The sequence below is a fragment of the Nocardia suismassiliense genome, from assembly GCF_900269665.1.
Lineage (GTDB): Bacteria > Actinomycetota > Actinomycetes > Mycobacteriales > Mycobacteriaceae > Nocardia > Nocardia suismassiliense.
This window is the reverse complement of the sequence record NZ_LT985361.1, coordinates 7,468,451-7,484,366: the sequence shown is the minus strand read 5'-3', so window position 1 is coordinate 7,484,366 and position 15,916 is coordinate 7,468,451. Positions and strand designations below refer to the sequence as shown.

Sequence of the window (15,916 nt, the reverse complement as noted above, 5' to 3'; positions counted from 1 at the left end):
TCACCGCGAGACAACGCGACGAACGATTGCTTCCCAGTTGTCGCCGATCTGATCGCGGCTATACCCCTGCGCGCGCATCTGATGCATGACGAGCGCCGCACTGAGCGTGCTGAGCAAGCTGTCGGCGACCAGCGCGGGCTCGCCGGGCACTTTCGCCTCGCGCAGCAGCATCGAGACGTGCGCCTTGAGCAACATGTAGGGCGCGCCCGAGTAGCGGTCGCCCGCCTCGCCGACCTCCGCGGCGCGATACAGCTCGCCCTCCACATCGATGTCGAGCAGGCGGGCGCGGCCGAACGCGACGAGCCGATCCACCGGCGCCGCACCGGGCCCCAGCGGCGGCGGCCCGAACATGAACGCCTGCTGGGCTTTGCGCTCGGAATGATCCAGCAGCGCCATCAGCAGTCCGGACCGGCTACCAAACCGGCGGAAGACGGTGCCCTTGCCGACCCCGGCCCGCTTGGCCAGCGCATCCATCGTGAGACCGTCGACCCCTTGCTCGCGCACCAGTTGTTGCGCGGCGTCGAGCAGCAACTGCCGGTTGCGTGCCGCGTCGGCGCGTTCGGTGGGTTCGGACGTGCCGGGAAGGGGCGCGCCGATGCCGAGCAGCGGACGCTCCCCTGGCGCGGGGAGGTCCGATGTGGGGTAGCTCACAGCGCTCACGCATTCTCCGCGGGAAGTAATCGGACCGTGGTCCGGTTATCTGTCAGTGAAAGTTCGGACACCTACTCATTCAGTACACCAGGAGTCGTCATGAGCCAGACCCGCATCCTCGCTCTCGTCGGAAGCCTTCGTGCGGCTTCGATCAATCGCCAGCTCGCCGAGACCGCTGTGCAGACCTCCCCGGAGGGTGTCGAGATCACCCTCTTCGAAGGTCTCGCCGATATTCCTTTCTACAACGAGGACATCGATGTCGAAGGTTCCGTGCCTGCCGCGGCCCAGGTGCTGCGTGACGCCGTCGCCGCCGCGGACGGTCTGCTCGTCGTGACTCCCGAATACAACGGCAGCCTGCCGGGCGCGTTGAAGAACGCCATCGACTGGGTCTCCCGTCCGTACGGCGTCGGCGCGATCAAGGACAAGCCTGCCGCCGTGGTGAGCGCGTCGATCAGCCCGAACGCCGCGCAGTGGGCGCACGGCGACACGGTCAAGGTGCTCGGCGTCGCGGGTGCCCGCGTGGTGGAGTCCGCGCACCTGCACTTCGCCACGATCGGCGAGCGATTCGGCGCGACACACCCGCGCGAGGATGCCGAAGCGCTCACCGAATTGGCCGCCACCGTGCACGAGCTGGTCCAGGCCACTCGCGGTGAATTGGCCGCCGTGTAAGCTTCCGCTCCGGTCTTCTCGAGGGTCATCTCCACGCGGTGGAGGTGGCCCTCTTCGTCTGCGCAGGGAGTTTGCTGGAAATCAGCTACGGTACGAAATTGTGATCTGCACCACGGTCGTGTCGGGTTGCGAATCGAGCATCCAGGTACTTACCGCGTTCGAATTTCACCAATGTGACTCGCAACATGTCGTGTCGGATGAATCTGTCGGCCACTAGGTGTAGTGTCTTCGGTACTGGAAGACGGCATGACACCCCGCTCTGCGAGCTTCGGCCCGAAGGGGCTGAGCAGGGGATTCGCGGCCAGATCCAGGAGTTTGCGCAGCAAGTCGGATCGTGCACTGCATACGGATCACAGGCTGTGGATCAGGCACAAGGAGAAGAGGGATACCAATGACCGTCACCGTGTACACCAAGCCCGCTTGCGTCCAGTGCAATGCCACCTACAAGGCGCTCGACAAGGCCGGGGTGGACTACGAGGTGATCGACATCTCCGAGAACGACGAGGCGCGTGACTACGTCATGGCCCTCGGCTACCTGCAGGCCCCGGTCGTCGTGGCCGGCGAGGATCACTGGTCCGGTTTCCGGCCCGATCGCATCAAGTCGCTCGCCACCGTGGCGGCCTGACCGCTCGCGCACTCCGTCCTCCGAGAGGAGAGGTGACCGTGTCCGACGACAATGCTTACGGTCCCACCGCTCCGGCGCTGGTCTACTTCTCCAGCGCCTCGGAGAACACGCATCGCTTCGTCGAGAAGCTGGGTCTCCCAGCAACTCGCATTCCACTGCACACCGCCGATTCGCTGCGCGTCGACGAACCCTTCGTGCTGATCGTCCCCACCTACGGGGGCGGTCGGCACGTTCTGGGTGGGAACAGATCCGACAAGGATTTCGTGCCGCGGCAGGTCGCCAAGTTCCTCAACGACCCGCACAACCGCGCCCTGCTGCGCGGCGTGGTCGCGGCGGGAAACACGAACTTCGGCGATCCCTACTGCTACGCGGGAGACGTGATCTCCCGCAAATGCGGCGTGCCGTACCTGTATCGCTTCGAACTCATGGGAACCGCCGAGGACGTCGAGCGCGTCCGAGAAGGATTGGGATTGTTTTGGCAACAACAACGACAGCACCGGCCGGAAAAACGGCTCGCTTAGAGCAGTCTGCCGCCCGCAGTGCGGACACCGCCGAGGTCATGGACTACCACGCCCTCAACGCCATGCTGAACCTGTACGGCCCGAACGGCGAGATCCAGTTCGACAAGGACCGCGAGGCCGCGCATCAGTACTTCCTGCAGCACGTCAACCAGAACACCGTCTTCTTCCACAACCTGGAGGAGAAGCTGGACTACCTGCTGAAGGAGAACTACTACGAGCCGGAGGTACTGGACCAGTACAGCCGCCCGTTCATCAAGCAGCTGTTCAAGCAGGCGTACGCCAAGAAGTTCCGGTTCCCCACCTTCCTCGGCGCGTTCAAGTACTACACCTCGTACACGCTGAAGACCTTCGACGGCAAGCGCTACCTGGAGCGGTTCGAGGACCGCGTCTGCATGGTCGCGCTCACCCTCGCCGCCGGTGACGAGGTGCTCGCGGGCAAGCTGGTCGACGAGATCATCGACGGCCGCTTCCAGCCCGCCACCCCGACCTTCCTCAACTCGGGCAAGAAGCAGCGCGGCGAGCCCGTGTCCTGCTTCCTGCTGCGCATCGAGGACAACATGGAGTCCATCGGGCGCTCCATCAACTCCGCGCTGCAGCTGTCCAAGCGTGGCGGCGGTGTCGCGCTGCTGCTCAGCAACATTCGCGAGCACGGCGCGCCGATCAAGAAGATCGAGAACCAGAGCTCGGGTGTCATCCCGATCATGAAGCTGCTGGAGGACTCGTTCTCCTACGCCAACCAGCTCGGCGCGCGCCAAGGCGCCGGCGCGGTGTACCTGCACGCGCACCACCCCGACATCTACCGGTTCCTGGACACCAAGCGGGAGAACGCGGACGAGAAGATCCGCATCAAGACCCTCTCGCTCGGCGTGGTGATCCCCGACATCACCTTCGAGCTGGCGAAGAAGAACGAGGACATGTACCTGTTCTCGCCGTACGACGTGGAACGCATCTACGGCAAGCCGTTCGCCGACATCGACGTCACCGAGAAGTACTACGAGATGGTCGACGACAAGCGGATCCGCAAGTCGAAGATCAAGGCGCGCGAGTTCTTCCAGACCATCGCCGAGCTGCAGTTCGAATCCGGCTACCCGTACATCATGTTCGAGGACACGGTGAACCGGGCCAACCCGATCGCGGGCAAGATCACCCACTCGAACCTGTGCTCGGAGATCCTGCAGGTGTCGACGCCGTCGGTGTTCAACGACGACCTGTCCTACGCCAAGGTGGGTAAGGACATCTCGTGCAACCTCGGGTCGCTGAACATCGCCAAGACGATGGACTCACCCGACTTCGCGCAGACCATCGAGACCTCGATCCGGGCGCTCACCGCGGTGTCGGACCAGACGCACATCTACTCGGTGCCCTCGATCGAGCAGGGCAACAACGAGTCGCACGCCATCGGCCTCGGCCAGATGAACCTGCACGGGTACCTGGCTCGCGAGCGGGTGCACTACGGGTCCGAAGAAGGCATCGACTTCACCAACATCTACTTCTACACCGTGGTCTACCACGCGATTCGGGCGTCGAACCTGATCGCGAAGGAGCGCGGCACCTACTTCGGTGGTTTCCCCGAGTCCAAGTACGCCAGCGGTGAGTACTTCGACAAGTACACCGAGCAGGTGTGGGAGCCGAAGACCGAACGGGTGGCCCAGCTCTTCGCCGACGCCGGGGTGCAGATCCCGACGCAGGCCGACTGGCACGAGCTCAAGGCGTCGGTCATGGAGCACGGCATCTACAACCAGAACCTGCAGGCCGTCCCGCCGACCGGGTCGATCTCCTACATCAACCACTCCACCAGCTCCATCCACCCGGTGGCGTCGAAGATCGAGATCCGCAAGGAAGGCAAGATCGGCCGCGTCTACTACCCGGCGCCCTACCTCGACAACGACAACCTCGAGTACTACGACGACGCCTACGAAATCGGCTACGAGAAGATCATCGACACCTACGCCGCCGCCACCCAGCACGTGGACCAGGGCCTGTCGCTGACCCTCTTCTTCAAGGACACCGCCACCACCCGCGACCTCAACCGCGCCCAGATCTACGCGTGGCGCAAGGGAATCAAGACCCTCTACTACATCCGCCTGCGCCAAATGGCTTTGGAGGGAACCGAAGTCGAGGGCTGCGTGTCCTGCATGCTGTAGGAGACACCTGCTCCGTAACTCGCGAAAGCCTCAGCGCCATTGCCGCGCTGAGGCTTTCGCGTTAGACACGCTTCAGTTGAAGCGGTGGATCATTTCGGTGCCCGGCTCTTACGAAGGCTTGGGCTTCGGCTTGGAGTCCGACTTCGGCTTTGCTTTTGGCTTCGGCTTCGAATCTTTCTGTACCGGCACGGGCTTCGGCACCGGCACCGGTTTGGCCTTCTGTACCGGCACGGGCTTCGGCACCGGCACGGGTTTCGCCGCCGGTATGACGCCCGGCTTCGCCGGGGTCGAGTCCGCGTTGTTCGTAGCTGCCGCTTCCGTATCGCCGGTAATTGCCCGAGTGTTGGTGACGTCGGTGTAAGTCGCCGCGGAAGCGGTTCCCGCGCCCAGGCCGGCCAGCATCATGGCGGCGCCGGTTGCTGTCGCGAGCATGCGGCGGGAATGGTTCTCCATCAATGTGCTCCATTTCTGATCGTCAGATTTCGGTGCGGCACAGCCATCCGTTGATGGCGAATCGGCCGTCACCGACCTGCCCGGTCGGACAGGCGATGGGACGGACTTCATGGAATGCGGTGGGGCGGAAGAACACGATGCTGTCGTGGTCTGGTTCGAAATCGCGGTAGGACGTCGGGTTGGACGGCTGACCCGCGCTGACGGCGACGTCGTAGACGCGGAGCTGCCCACCGGTGAATTCTTTCGGTGTGCGGTGGAGGTAATAGACGAAGGTCAATACTCGACTGTTTGTTCCGGGGGCGCCGACATCGTGATGCGCTGCGAAGAAGTCACCGTCACCGTGTGTGGCCAGCTCATACTCGAAGGTGCCGAGAGAGCAGGACACACCGAGAATGCTCTCCACGGTGGGTCGGACATCATCGATCGCACACATCAACTCAGGCGCGGCGAACTCGATGTGACTGGTGGATCGGCGAGTTGATCGGTCCGTCTCGATGAATCCGTCGTCGTGAATCACCTTCGACTCGGTGAAGCAATCAGGTTCGCGCAACGCGCGCTCGAGTAATGCATCGGCTCGGGTCGCGCCGAGGAATCCCTCGATCCGGCACACCGGCACCGGCACATGGCATACCGCGTCCGCCGACATCCCTACCGTGGCTTCGGCGGTCTCAGTAGACAAATGGTTCCCCTCTCACATTGTTCAAGCGGGATAAATAAGTCGGCCACCGTTGAAGATTCGGAGCCACATGCCCAAAAGATGGGTAACGATTCGGACGGGCCGACCTCGAAGTCCCCAGCAGCCGACACTCTTTCCATGGAACTGCCACCAGGCCCACGCCGGGCGCGAAAACAACCCGCTACGCCATTCTGTCAGCGCACTCGGCGACAGTTTCGCACCTCCCGTCGTGATCGACAGTTGGTCGGCTGGTCATGCGGAACTATGGTGGCATCGGTCGAGAACCAACCATCACCATTTCCACGTGATCGCCTGTCCGAAAGCGCATCTCGCATGACCGGCCAGTGGATCGGACGGTGTGCCGGTGCCCGGCGCTAGGTAGAGCTGGGCGGTAAGGCGCCTGAGGTCAAGGCTGCGGCGGCGGATTGTGCGACGGCGTTGGCGAGAACTGTTGTGCGGGTGGGATCTTCGACCAGCATGATCTGCCAGGCGAAGAGCGGGCCCAGGAGCAGGGCGTGCACGAGGGCGGGGTCGGGGCGGTGCGGTAGTTCGCCGCGCGCTACCGCGCGGTCCAGCAGTGTGGTGATGACCGAACGTTCCACTGCCAGATAGGAATCGGAGAAGCGGACCGCCAGCGTCGAATCGGCGTGGACGTCGGCGAGCAGCCCGGCCATCACACCGGCGGCGGACTGGGCGAGCTGGTCGCTGATTCGGGTGACCAGTTCGGTGATGTCGCCGCGCAGCGAGCCGGTATCGGCCGGCGGGGCCTCGTCCAGGTCGTGCAGCAGCACGGCGAAGATCATCTCCTGCTTGGTCGCATACCTCCGGTAGATCGCCGCCTTGCTGATCTCGGCGCGCGCGGCCACGGCATCGACGGTGAGCGTCCCGTAACTCTGCTCGGCCAGCAGCGATCGGACCGCGGCGGCGATGGCGTGATCTACCCGACTATCCCGAGGGCGCCCTCCCGCTTGTTTCGGTTTCGACATGCTGGCATCATACGAGACTGTCAGTATCGATACTGACGGTATCGTATCTGGCCACGGCTTTGGCCTGGTCAGGCAGATGGAGGACACATGGAACTCACCGAACAGCGCACCTCGGCCGGCTGGCGAGGCATGCGATCGACCAAGGTCGCCGGCTGGATAGCCACCGCCTTCGGCGCCGTGCACATCGTTCTCTCCCCGGTGGGCGTCCGCGACACGTGGTCGCAGGCCGTGTCGGACGGCTGGTGGAACACCTTCACCCTCGATCAGTCGACAACCCTCGCCCAATACGAGCGCTCCGAAGCACTCTGGATCTCCCTAGCCAGCTTCGGCGTCCCCGTCTTCGTCCTCGGCTGCTACATCCTCTGGTCAACCCACCAAAACCACCGCGTACCAGGATGGATCGGTTGGCTCATCCTCACCTGGTCCCTACTCCTGACCACCGCAGTCCCCGTCTCCCCGGCCTGGGCCCTCCTGCTCTGCGGAGCCTTCCTCGTCCTCGGTGACAGCAAGAAGACCAACCCCACCCCTTCCTCCGCGGCACTGCCGCAGCACGTCGCACTCTGAAGCTCGGCGTCCACACAACTGACGGACCCGGATGCTGATCCGGGTCCGTCAACCGATCGCAAAGCAGCGCCCGCATAGCGATACCGACGCGCTCCGTTCGACGGCAGCGCTGTCCGGATATCACTGGTTCACTGGTCGTTGATCGGCACTCCGCTGTCGGTCAGATCCGCCAGGACACCGAAATGGTCACTGGCCCATACGCCGTCGTGGGGTTGGTCGAAGATCAGGCGGCAGTCGGTGATGTCGAGGGTGGGGCCGCGGTCTCCGCTGCGGACCAGGATGTAGTCGGTGCGGCGGCCGCGTTCCAGGGGCATTTCGGTGCCGTCGGATACGAGTGCGTTGGTTGGGGAGAAGGTATGTCCGACAAGTTCGGGGTGCACGGTCGACCACGCGTCCCAGTAGCAGACGCTGGTTTCCTGTAGTGATTGTCGGCCGGTCCAGAAACGCAGGGAGGCAGAGTCTGGTACTGCGTCGAAGTCTCCGGCGATTACGACGTGGGAGGGTGCGGACTCCAGTGTGCGCGCGACGAGCACTGCTTGCCGTTGGCGTTCGAGCTCGTAATTCAATTGCCAGGACGGCTTGTGGTTCGCCAGCACCACGGGCCCGAGGTCGGGCGTCTCGATCTCGGCCAGCAGGGTGGTCAACGGCGTGTCGGCCGTGCGGTCGGATACCCGGAGGTCGATTTCTCGGACATCGCGGATCGGCCAGCGGCTCGCGATGGACACCCCGGAGCCTTCGGTGCCGCGGTTCGTCTGGTGCGCGATATGCCATCCGGTGTCGAGCACCTCGGCGACCTGATCGTCGTCCGCGCGGTAGATCGCCTCCTGGAACGCGACCACATCGGGCTTCAGCTCGGCGAATCCGGCTCGCAACAACGCCCGACGCTGCGGCCAATCACCACGTCGTCCCCACAGGTTCAACGTGACAACACGCAGGTCCGGCGACATTTATCGACACACCGATGGGGCCTGCACGGTGATCACCTCCACCCGCAGCGTTCCCGCGTACGAGTGGGACAACCTACCTGAGCGGAGAAATTGTGCGGCCCGGCCGTGAGCCGACGGCCGGGGCACGCCTGTTTCCCCGCTAGCGGTTGTGGTCAGGAATTCAGGCCGGAGGAGGCGGGCAGGGCTTGCCGTCGAGGTCGGACGGGGGCGGCAGCGGGCGGCCGTCCGGACCGAGCGGCGGAGGCAGTGGCTTGCCGTCGGCGCCCAATGGCGGGGGCACGCATCCGTTGTTCGACGGGGCGGCCTGCTGGTCCAGTTGTACGTGCAGGCTTGGTGCGGCGGGGGCGGCGGCAGCCGATCCGGCGGCGATCAGGCCGGAGCCCATGATCGCGGCGGACGCAACGACGATGGCCGTGCGGAGTTTCATCGGGAATCCTGTCTCGAATGCTGTTGTCTTTCATGGCTTTAGACGTGCAGCATCCAAGACGGTTCCATGGCGATGGGTAATGTGTCCGGCGTCACATTCCTGACGGTCTGCTCTAGCGTCGACGCGCGAACGCGTTAGGCGGTCACCTCCGGGGCGACCGCCTAACGCACACACTCAGCGCAGAGCGGGCGCGACCTCGCGCTCGAACAGCTCGATACCCGAGGTGTCGTAGGCCGACTCGGGGAAGTTGAAGATGGCGTAGCCGAGGCCGAGCTCACCTATCGCGGAGAGCTTTTCGACTACCTGCTCCGGCGTACCGGTGGCGGCGGAGGTGCGGAACATCCCGTCGACGTAACCCTTCGCCTGATCGTCGCCGATCGCCGGGGCCAACTTCGCCTGGATCGCCGAAAGGCGTTCTTCGACTTCGGCTTCCGTGGCAGCGATCACCGCATTGAAGTTCGAGGAACGCACGATAGCGTCGAAATCGGTACCGACGTCGGCACAGTGGGCGCGCAGGATCTCGGACTTCTGCGTGAACTCCTCCGGCACATTGCTGAAGTTGGTGTACTGGGCGTACTTCGCCGCGATCCGCAGCGTCTTCTTCTCACCGCCGCCCGCGATCCACAGCGGAATCCCACCCTCCTGCAACGGAAGTGGCCGCACGATCGCACCGTCGACCTGGTAGTGGACGCCGTTCAACGTGGCCTTGCCCTCGGTCCATGCCTGCCGGAAGATCTGCACGCCCTCGTCGAGCCGGGCGAGCCGCTCGCCCGCCGTCGGGAACCCGTAACCGTAAGCGCGCCATTCATGTTCGTACCAGCCGCCACCGATGCCCATCTCGACCCGGCCGCCGGAGATCAGGTCGACGGTCGCGGCGACCTTCGCCAGATACGCCGGATTGCGGTAGCTCATCGCGGTGCACATCTGCCCGAGCCGAATCCGTGAGGTGGACGCCGCGAACGCCGACATGAGCGTCCACGCCTCGTGTGTCGCCTCCTCGGTCGGCACCGGAACCGTGTGGAAGTGGTCGTACACCCACAGCGACTCCCAGATGTCACCGGCGTCCGCGCGTTGCGCGAGGTCCCGCATCACCCGCCACTGGTCCGCCGGTTCGATACCAACCAGGTCGTGCCGCCAGCCCTGCGGGATGAAGATGCCGAAGCGCACAGATTTCTCCTTCGTGTATGTACCCCAAACCTAACCAATCATCCCGTGATGGGCCGATCGAGGCGCGGTGACAGACGAAACGCCAGCTCGGCGGACGTGTCAGCACCTCGGCGTCTCTAGCTGACAAAGCGACATCCTGCTAGTCTTCAAGGGTCGCTCCTCAGGGAGGGGGTAGCGGCAATTCTCAAGGGGGAAAATATGATTCGTTATGTTGGCATACGATTTGTCGCGATGGCTGGTTTGGTCGTTGCGTCACTGTCCGTGGCCGCACCGGCGAACGCTGCGTTGCCGTCGTGCCTGAACTACGAACATCAAGAAAAGTGGGGAAAAGTCAACGTTGACCTGCGTCCCTCTCCGTCGGGAGCCTTCGGCACGTTGACCGTTTGGTGGCGGGTCGAGCCTCCTAGCGCGCGTCCGGGACGATACGACTGGACCCATTTCGTCAACGGTCGCTCGGTACGGGGTCCGGAGTGGGCTGTGAAGGATGACGCGGTGCACACTGTTCTTCGTCAGACGGAGGACGGGAAGGTCAACTGGAATTTCGGTGACACCTACAAGTTCCAGGGCATCCATTATGCGCCCGCCGAGAAGCAAACCTATGTGGCCGCGGTTAATGAATGCGTGATAAGGCAGTGGTAATGAACCTGGATGACAAGGCATTGTATGCCGCAGTGCTCGATCACGTCGCGCGAGAGCTGGACTCGCACATCGCGGCGCCGTTCAGCATCGAGCCGGCGGGTGAGCATCTCGCGCTTCTCGAGGTTGTGAACGGGCGCGCCAGGCTGATCTCTTCGACCTCGCTACAAGAAGGGCTCGAGCGGTTGCCCGACTCCTGCGGGACGCTGGAGCGACAACTGTCGGAGTTCCAGGACGACGTCGCGATGGCGCTTCGCGCGAGGTGGCCGCTGCAGACGGGTGCCGGCGGTGCGCCGGAGTGCACGCTGCAGTCTGGTGTCCTTCGAATCCGATTCCACGCGGCCGATGCCGAACTGCGGCTAGCAGACTTGGATCTCGGTGGGCTGGGGGAGCGGCCCGCCGGTTGATCAAGCTGCTGGCTTCTCCCAGACGGAGACGTGCTTGCGGCTTTCGTGGGTGAAGGGGGTGCGGGTCCAGTCTGCCCAGCGGTGGCGTAGGTGGAGGCCGGCGAGTTGGGCCATCAGGTCCAGTTCGGCGGGCCACACGTAGCGGAAGGGGATGGATCGGTATTCGCCGCGGCCGTCGATCACCTCGATGTAGTTGGAGCTCATCTGCTGAGTGGCGACGTCGTAGTGGTCGAAGGCCCAGCGGGTGGGGCTGCGCTGGAACGGGACCATGGTCTGGCCGGGCGGCAGGCTGCGCAGGTCGGGCACGCCGACCTCGATGACGAAACGGCCGCCGGGTGCGAGATGGGTTGCGGCGTTGGCGAAACAGGCGACCTGATCGGCTTGGGTCGTCAGATTCATGATGGTGTTGAAGACGAGGTAGGCGACGGAAAACTGGCCGGCCACGCGGGCGGTCGCGAAGTCGCCGATCGTGACATCGAGCGAGTCGCCGCCGGGTTTGGCGCGCAGCCGGTCGACCATCGCCTGCGACAGGTCGATGCCGTGCACTTGGACGCCGCGGCGCGCCAGCGGTAGCGCGATGCGGCCCGTGCCGATGCCGAACTCCAAAGCTCGGCCGTCGTCGGCGAGCTCCGCGAGGAGGTCGACCGCCGGTCCGACGACGTCCGGCTCGAACATCGCTGCGGACGACTCGTCGTAACGTGCCGCTACCTGCTCGCCGAAGTGATCGTCCATAGCCGGAACGTACCGCGCCGAATACGCACGGCGCACGTGCTTTTCACGCGGTCGTATCGAAGGTGCATGGCTCGCAGGCATTCACGCGGCCCGCTCCGTCGGTGTGCCGCCCGATATGTCGTCGGCATGGTGAGCCGACTGCGTGCAGCGGCCGCGTTGACGGTGTGCTGAACGGGTAGTGGTTCATACTGTGCGCCGAACAGTCAGCTGTGCGCGACTACGCGTCGGCCCACCGATCAGCGATCACGACGCTGCCAAGTCGTCCAGTACTGATCATCGGTAGGCGGAGAATCCTTGGGCGGCAAGACGATCGGGTCCGGCTCACCCGGTGTGATCTCCGGCGCCACCTCGTTCGTCGGATAAGCGTGCGAACTGTGCGTCGGCGTAGTTCCGGTCCAGGTGGTGTGCTCGATCGCGTGCCCGGCGAAGTGCCGTTCCAGCAGCTCCGCACCGCGCAATGTGCCGCCCGCAGCAGCGAATCCCGCGGCCACCCGGGCCGCACCGTCCTGGCAGGTCATCGCCTTCTCGATCCCGGCACGCAGGTGCGCCACGGTGAGTCGCTTGGCCGACACCCAGGCGCCCGCCTCGTTGGTGACCACCCGCCGCGCGACCTCGGACTGGCTCCGCCCGAACGGCACCACGCACACCGGAACGCCTGCGGCCAAAGCCTTTTGGGTGATGCCCATACCGCCGTGCGTAACCACGACGGCAGCCCGGTCGAGCAGGAGATGGTGTGGCAAGAACTGTTCGACCCGCGCGTTCGGCGGAACAGTCAACGTCGCGGCGTCGACGGCCCCCGCGGTGACGACGGTGTACAGCCCGCTGTCGGCCAGCGCGTCCATCGCGACCTGAGCGAGTCTGCCGTCGTCCTGGAACTCGGTCGAGCAGGTGACCACTGCCAGCGGCCGGTCGATCTCGTCGAGCCATCGCGGTGGCTCCGCGTCCGGCGCCCACAGGCCGGGCCCGATCTGGTGCACCGTCGGCGGCCAGTCGCTGTGCACATCGTCGAACGGCGGCGCGGTGAAGTTGAGCGTCAGCGTCGGCTGGCGCAGGTAATCCTCGGTGTTGTCCAGTGGATCCAGTCCGTAGTACTGGCGCATGTGATTGAGCTGCGGCAGCACTTCATTCCATCGCCGGGTGAGAAACCAGCGCAGACTGCGGTCGCGGACCCGGCCGAGCAGGTCCGACCGCGGTCTTAGGCCAGGTCCGAACGGTGGCGAGTCGCGCGAGGGGATCGGCAGCAGCATCGCGGCCCACGACGCCCACGGCAGCCCACTGGCCGAGGCCAGAATCTGCGCGCCGGGCGCGGTGACGTCGATCAGCAGCGCGTCCGGCCGCTCGGCGATGATCGCGCTGCGCAGGGCCTGGATCTCGTCCGGGATCCGGGCGACCAGCGCGCGGACGGCGGCGCGCAGGGCCGGGATCCGCGACGTGGTTGCCCAGTCGTCGAGCGTGTTCGCCGCCAGCGTGGGCGGGAGTTCGCGCACCGTGATGCCGAACGGCTCCAAGGCCTCTTGGCTGCCGGGCAGTGTCAGCACGGTCACCTCGTGGCCGCGCGAGACCAGTTCAGCCAGAACCGGTGCGACCGGATACAGGTGTCCTTTGGCCGGTGACGTGAACGCCAGTATTTTGGTCATACGACAGGCTAACTTGTAGCTAATGGCTTCGTCACCCGTCTGGCCATGCGTTATCGGCCATAGAGCCGGATCGTTGCATGGGGTTCTATGAGGACTTTGCGCTTGACAGGACTGGTTTCAAGAACACTGGGCCAGCGTTCAGTCTGTTGGCTGTCGACGGAGAAGGCGCACGGTCCGTAAAAACCTTGAACTCAATACAAGCCTCCAGCAACTGACTGGCTGACACCGCTGGACATGCCGTTTTGACGGACCGCCGCGGTCGATAAACCGCTACCGCCACTGCAGGACGAAATTTACTGGCGTCGGCCGGGCAGTCCGAGTCATGCTCGAACGCACATGAAAACAGAGAAACAACCTCGACTCGGCGTCGATTTCGGCCGAGTCATCCAGGGGGCGGCCCTGCGGCCGGGGGATGACGACACGGTATTCCTCTCCGGCGGCCTCGACGAGGCCCTGCGCACGCCACCCAGCCCCGACGCCTTCGACGTGCTGCCCCGCTTGGTCCGGCGTTTCGGCGGCCGAGCGTGGGTGATCTCCAAGTGCGGGGTGCGGATCGAACAGCGCACCCGGCAGTGGCTCGACCACCACGACTTCTACGACCGCACCGGAATCCCGCGCGACAACCTGCGCTTCTGCCGCAAGCGCGCCGACAAGGCAGGCCACTGCGCCGACCTCGGCATCACGCACATGATCGACGATCGCATCGAGGTGCATCAGCACCTGCGCGATCAGGTGCCACACCTCTTCCTGTTCGGCGCGCAGGCGGGTCCGGTGCCCGACTGGGTCCAGCACGTGCCCACCTGGCGCACCACGGAGACCGCCGTCACCGCGACGCTCACGCCGTGAGTGGTCAACTGACCAGCACGATCGTTCGTGGTGAGCACTTCAACCGATTGGCTGTATCCTGCACAAGGATGCTTTCGCGTCCGATCACGGTTTCAGTAATGGTGCGGACACGTCAGGTCTGCGGCAGCGACGAGAAGGAGGTGGGGTTGCCATGCGCAGCGAACCTCCCAGTCGAAGGCCGCGCGGCGTCGCCCCTTCGTATTCCTGAGTAGTCAGCGACGGTGGGGGCCGACGCCCGCGCGGTGTGAATTCTCGCGCTCCCATTCACTCACGCTTATTGCTGAGGACACCCCATGTCGCAGACCGATGTCATCGAAGTACGTCCGTCGCTGTCCGAATCCCTGCAGGACATCGCCGCCACCCCCCGCGTCGACGCCGCGCGGGCCTGGCTCGACCCCCCCCCGCCGCATGTCATCGCCGACCAGTTGGCCCGGATGGACGCCGTCCAGGCGGGCATGGCGTTCCGGCTGCTCGACAAGGACCTGGCGCTGGCGGTCTTCGAAGAACTCGAACCGGTCGACCAGCAGCAGATCCTGCAGGGCCTGCGCGACCAGAGCTTCCGCGACCTGATCGAGGGCATGGCGCCCGACGACCGGGCCCGCATGCTGCGCGAGCCCCCCGCCAAGGTGGCCAAGAAGGTCCTGGCCGGGTTGAGCCCGCGCGAGCGCCGGATGACCGCCGCGCTGCTCGGCTACCCGGAGGGTTCGGCGGGTCAGTACATGACCCCCGAGGTGGTCGCGCTGCCGCAGAACCTGACCGTCGCCGAGGCGCTGACCATGGTGCGCGCCAAGGGCGCCAACGCCGAAACCGTCTACACGCTGCCCGTGGTGGACGCGGGCAGGCGGCTCACCGGCATCGTCGAACTGCGTGAGCTGGTGCTCAGCAAGCCGGACACGATGATCGCCGAGCTGGTCGTCACCGAACCCGTCTGCGCCCGCGCCACCGACTCCGCGGAGAAGGCGGCCCGGCTGATGCGCGAGACCAACGACATCAACATGCCCGTCGTCGACAGCGAGAACCGGCTCGTCGGCCTGCTCACCATCGACGACGCCGTGGAGGTCATCGAGGCTGCGGACAGCGAGGACGTGGCCAGGCAGGCCGGCTCGGCGCCGTGGGAGGGCCACTACATGGCGGCGGGGGTGTTCCAGCTGGCCCGCTACCGCGCGATGTGGTTGTTGCTGCTGCTGTTCGCCGCCACCCTCACGGTCAGCGTCACCGACATGTTCGAGGGCACGCTGCAGCAGGCCGCGCATCTCGCGCTGTTCATTCCGCTGCTCATCGGCGCGGGTGGCAACGCGGGCGCGCAGGCCGCGACCGCCTGTGTGCGGGCGCTCGCCGTCGGCGAGGTGCGGGTGACCGACCTGTTCAAGGTGATCTGGCGCGAGTGCCGGGTCGGGCTGGTGCTCGGATCCATGCTCGCCGCGGCGGGATTGGTGATCGGCGGACTGTTCGTCGACCTGCGCGTCGCGCTGGTCGTCGGCATCACCCTGGTGCTGATCTGCGGGTGGGCCGCCACCATCGGCGGCACCATGCCGCTGCTCGCCAAGAAGCTGCGGATCGACCCCGCGGTGGTGTCCGCGCCGATGGTCACCACCCTGGTCGATGCCACCGGCCTGATCATCTACTTCACCACCGCCAAGCTGGTCCTCGGTATCTGAGCACTGGCCGGCGCGTGCGACTCGCGCTGACCGGCACGCCGCGACCACCCGCACCAGGGTGGCCGCGGCGTCGGCGTGTAGCGGAACTTCACGTGACAGCACATATCCCGCACGCTTGCTAACGTCGTGCAGTCGCGAGGGCGATCTCGACGCTCGGCGCTGTGTGGTGC

The 15,916-nt window shown here is 65.2% G+C and carries 18 protein-coding genes; 9 read left to right on the top strand and 9 right to left on the bottom strand.

Going from position 1 to position 15,916, the window contains the following annotated elements; genetic code table 11:
* Complete coding sequence (locus DBO33_RS33350) at positions 1-606, bottom strand: TetR/AcrR family transcriptional regulator (RefSeq protein WP_234391438.1); 606 nt, start codon at positions 604-606, stop codon at positions 1-3.
* A gap of 144 nt (positions 607-750) precedes the next feature.
* Between DBO33_RS33350 and DBO33_RS33345 the strand changes: the two genes are divergently transcribed.
* From DBO33_RS33345 to nrdE, 4 genes are all read left to right on the top strand, one after another.
* Positions 751-1,320: an NAD(P)H-dependent oxidoreductase gene (locus DBO33_RS33345; RefSeq protein WP_107658589.1), complete on the top strand. Its 570-nt coding sequence runs from the start codon at positions 751-753 to the stop codon at positions 1,318-1,320.
* Positions 1,321-1,711: 391 nt separating this feature from the next.
* On the top strand, positions 1,712-1,945 hold the full coding sequence (locus DBO33_RS33340) for a redoxin NrdH (protein WP_069163300.1): 234 nt from the start codon (positions 1,712-1,714) through the stop codon (positions 1,943-1,945).
* Positions 1,946-1,983: 38 nt separating this feature from the next.
* A complete protein-coding gene (nrdI, locus tag DBO33_RS33335) occupies positions 1,984-2,466 on the top strand; it encodes a class Ib ribonucleoside-diphosphate reductase assembly flavoprotein NrdI (protein ID WP_107660807.1) in 483 nt (160 codons plus the stop codon).
* 38 nt (positions 2,467-2,504) lie between these two features.
* Positions 2,505-4,610 (top strand): class 1b ribonucleoside-diphosphate reductase subunit alpha, encoded by a 2,106-nt coding sequence (gene nrdE, locus DBO33_RS33330; RefSeq protein ID WP_228541262.1) that lies wholly within the window; start codon positions 2,505-2,507, stop codon positions 4,608-4,610.
* Positions 4,611-4,718: 108 nt separating this feature from the next.
* Here nrdE and DBO33_RS43225 read toward each other — a convergent pair whose 3' ends face one another.
* The 3 genes from DBO33_RS43225 to DBO33_RS33315 form a co-directional block, all read right to left on the bottom strand.
* Positions 4,719-5,063 carry a hypothetical protein gene (locus DBO33_RS43225; protein WP_159080651.1) on the bottom strand — a complete coding sequence of 115 codons (345 nt, stop codon included), beginning with the start codon at positions 5,061-5,063 and terminating at the stop codon, positions 4,719-4,721.
* Positions 5,064-5,085: 22 nt separating this feature from the next.
* Entirely contained in the window at positions 5,086-5,742 is a 657-nt protein-coding gene (locus tag DBO33_RS33320; RefSeq protein ID WP_199856829.1) for a 2OG-Fe(II) oxygenase, read from the bottom strand.
* A 371-nt stretch (positions 5,743-6,113) separates the two neighbouring features.
* On the bottom strand, positions 6,114-6,725 hold the full coding sequence (locus DBO33_RS33315; RefSeq protein WP_107658586.1) for a TetR-like C-terminal domain-containing protein: 612 nt from the start codon (positions 6,723-6,725) through the stop codon (positions 6,114-6,116).
* A gap of 87 nt (positions 6,726-6,812) precedes the next feature.
* Here DBO33_RS33315 and DBO33_RS33310 point away from each other — a divergent pair, with 87 nt between their 5' ends.
* Positions 6,813-7,289 carry a DUF6463 family protein gene (locus tag DBO33_RS33310; protein WP_107658585.1) on the top strand — a complete coding sequence of 159 codons (477 nt, stop codon included), beginning with the start codon at positions 6,813-6,815 and terminating at the stop codon, positions 7,287-7,289.
* Positions 7,290-7,417: 128 nt separating this feature from the next.
* Here DBO33_RS33310 and DBO33_RS33305 read toward each other — a convergent pair whose 3' ends face one another.
* From DBO33_RS33305 to DBO33_RS33295, 3 genes are all read right to left on the bottom strand, one after another.
* Complete coding sequence (locus DBO33_RS33305) at positions 7,418-8,236, bottom strand: endonuclease/exonuclease/phosphatase family protein (RefSeq protein WP_107658584.1); 819 nt, start codon at positions 8,234-8,236, stop codon at positions 7,418-7,420.
* 160 nt (positions 8,237-8,396) lie between these two features.
* Positions 8,397-8,663 carry a hypothetical protein gene (locus DBO33_RS33300; protein WP_107658583.1) on the bottom strand — a complete coding sequence of 89 codons (267 nt, stop codon included), beginning with the start codon at positions 8,661-8,663 and terminating at the stop codon, positions 8,397-8,399.
* 174 nt (positions 8,664-8,837) lie between these two features.
* Positions 8,838-9,830, bottom strand: coding sequence for an LLM class F420-dependent oxidoreductase (locus tag DBO33_RS33295; protein ID WP_107658582.1), 993 nt, complete (start codon positions 9,828-9,830; stop codon positions 8,838-8,840).
* 198 nt (positions 9,831-10,028) lie between these two features.
* On the opposite strand from DBO33_RS33295, the gene DBO33_RS43220 reads away from it, so the two are divergent.
* Positions 10,029-10,469: a hypothetical protein gene (locus tag DBO33_RS43220; protein WP_159080650.1), complete on the top strand. Its 441-nt coding sequence runs from the start codon at positions 10,029-10,031 to the stop codon at positions 10,467-10,469.
* A complete protein-coding gene (locus DBO33_RS33290) occupies positions 10,469-10,873 on the top strand; it encodes a hypothetical protein (protein ID WP_107658581.1) in 405 nt (134 codons plus the stop codon). The genes DBO33_RS43220 and DBO33_RS33290 overlap by 1 nt, the downstream gene beginning before the upstream one ends.
* Here the strand turns inward: DBO33_RS33290 and DBO33_RS33285 are convergent, their stop codons facing one another.
* Together DBO33_RS33285 and DBO33_RS33280 are read right to left on the bottom strand one after the other, a co-directional pair.
* The gene (locus DBO33_RS33285; protein ID WP_107658580.1) at positions 10,874-11,605 is read right to left on the bottom strand and encodes a class I SAM-dependent DNA methyltransferase; all 732 of its coding nucleotides are present in this window, start codon (positions 11,603-11,605) and stop codon (positions 10,874-10,876) included.
* Positions 11,606-11,841: 236 nt separating this feature from the next.
* Positions 11,842-13,242: a glycosyltransferase gene (locus tag DBO33_RS33280; RefSeq protein ID WP_107658579.1), complete on the bottom strand. Its 1,401-nt coding sequence runs from the start codon at positions 13,240-13,242 to the stop codon at positions 11,842-11,844.
* Between the two features lie 336 nt (positions 13,243-13,578).
* Here DBO33_RS33280 and DBO33_RS33275 point away from each other — a divergent pair, with 336 nt between their 5' ends.
* Both DBO33_RS33275 and mgtE read left to right on the top strand, forming a co-directional pair.
* The gene (locus DBO33_RS33275; protein WP_107658578.1) at positions 13,579-14,088 is read left to right on the top strand and encodes a hypothetical protein; all 510 of its coding nucleotides are present in this window, start codon (positions 13,579-13,581) and stop codon (positions 14,086-14,088) included.
* A 293-nt stretch (positions 14,089-14,381) separates the two neighbouring features.
* Positions 14,382-15,746, top strand: a complete 1,365-nt coding sequence (gene mgtE, locus DBO33_RS33270) for a magnesium transporter (RefSeq protein WP_107658577.1) — start codon at positions 14,382-14,384, stop codon at positions 15,744-15,746.
* Positions 15,747-15,916 lie beyond the last annotated feature (170 nt).

What these genes read in the sequence shown, in the direction of transcription:
- DBO33_RS33345 (WP_107658589.1), top strand. Translation starts at nt 751, where the DNA reads ATGAGCCAGACCCGCATCCTCGCTCTCGTCGGAAGCCTTCGTGCGGCT.
- DBO33_RS33340 (WP_069163300.1), top strand. Translation starts at nt 1,712, where the DNA reads ATGACCGTCACCGTGTACACCAAGCCCGCTTGCGTCCAGTGCAATGCC.
- nrdE (WP_228541262.1), top strand. Translation starts at nt 2,505, where the DNA reads ATGGACTACCACGCCCTCAACGCCATGCTGAACCTGTACGGCCCGAAC.
- DBO33_RS43225 (WP_159080651.1), bottom strand. Translation starts at nt 5,063, where the DNA reads ATGGAGAACCATTCCCGCCGCATGCTCGCGACAGCAACCGGCGCCGCC.
- DBO33_RS33315 (WP_107658586.1), bottom strand. Translation starts at nt 6,725, where the DNA reads ATGTCGAAACCGAAACAAGCGGGAGGGCGCCCTCGGGATAGTCGGGTA.
- DBO33_RS33310 (WP_107658585.1), top strand. Translation starts at nt 6,813, where the DNA reads ATGGAACTCACCGAACAGCGCACCTCGGCCGGCTGGCGAGGCATGCGA.
- DBO33_RS33305 (WP_107658584.1), bottom strand. Translation starts at nt 8,236, where the DNA reads ATGTCGCCGGACCTGCGTGTTGTCACGTTGAACCTGTGGGGACGACGT.
- DBO33_RS33300 (WP_107658583.1), bottom strand. Translation starts at nt 8,663, where the DNA reads ATGAAACTCCGCACGGCCATCGTCGTTGCGTCCGCCGCGATCATGGGC.
- DBO33_RS43220 (WP_159080650.1), top strand. Translation starts at nt 10,029, where the DNA reads ATGATTCGTTATGTTGGCATACGATTTGTCGCGATGGCTGGTTTGGTC.
- DBO33_RS33290 (WP_107658581.1), top strand. Translation starts at nt 10,469, where the DNA reads ATGAACCTGGATGACAAGGCATTGTATGCCGCAGTGCTCGATCACGTC.
- DBO33_RS33285 (WP_107658580.1), bottom strand. Translation starts at nt 11,605, where the DNA reads ATGGACGATCACTTCGGCGAGCAGGTAGCGGCACGTTACGACGAGTCG.
- DBO33_RS33280 (WP_107658579.1), bottom strand. Translation starts at nt 13,242, where the DNA reads ATGACCAAAATACTGGCGTTCACGTCACCGGCCAAAGGACACCTGTAT.
- DBO33_RS33275 (WP_107658578.1), top strand. Translation starts at nt 13,579, where the DNA reads ATGAAAACAGAGAAACAACCTCGACTCGGCGTCGATTTCGGCCGAGTC.
- mgtE (WP_107658577.1), top strand. Translation starts at nt 14,382, where the DNA reads ATGTCGCAGACCGATGTCATCGAAGTACGTCCGTCGCTGTCCGAATCC.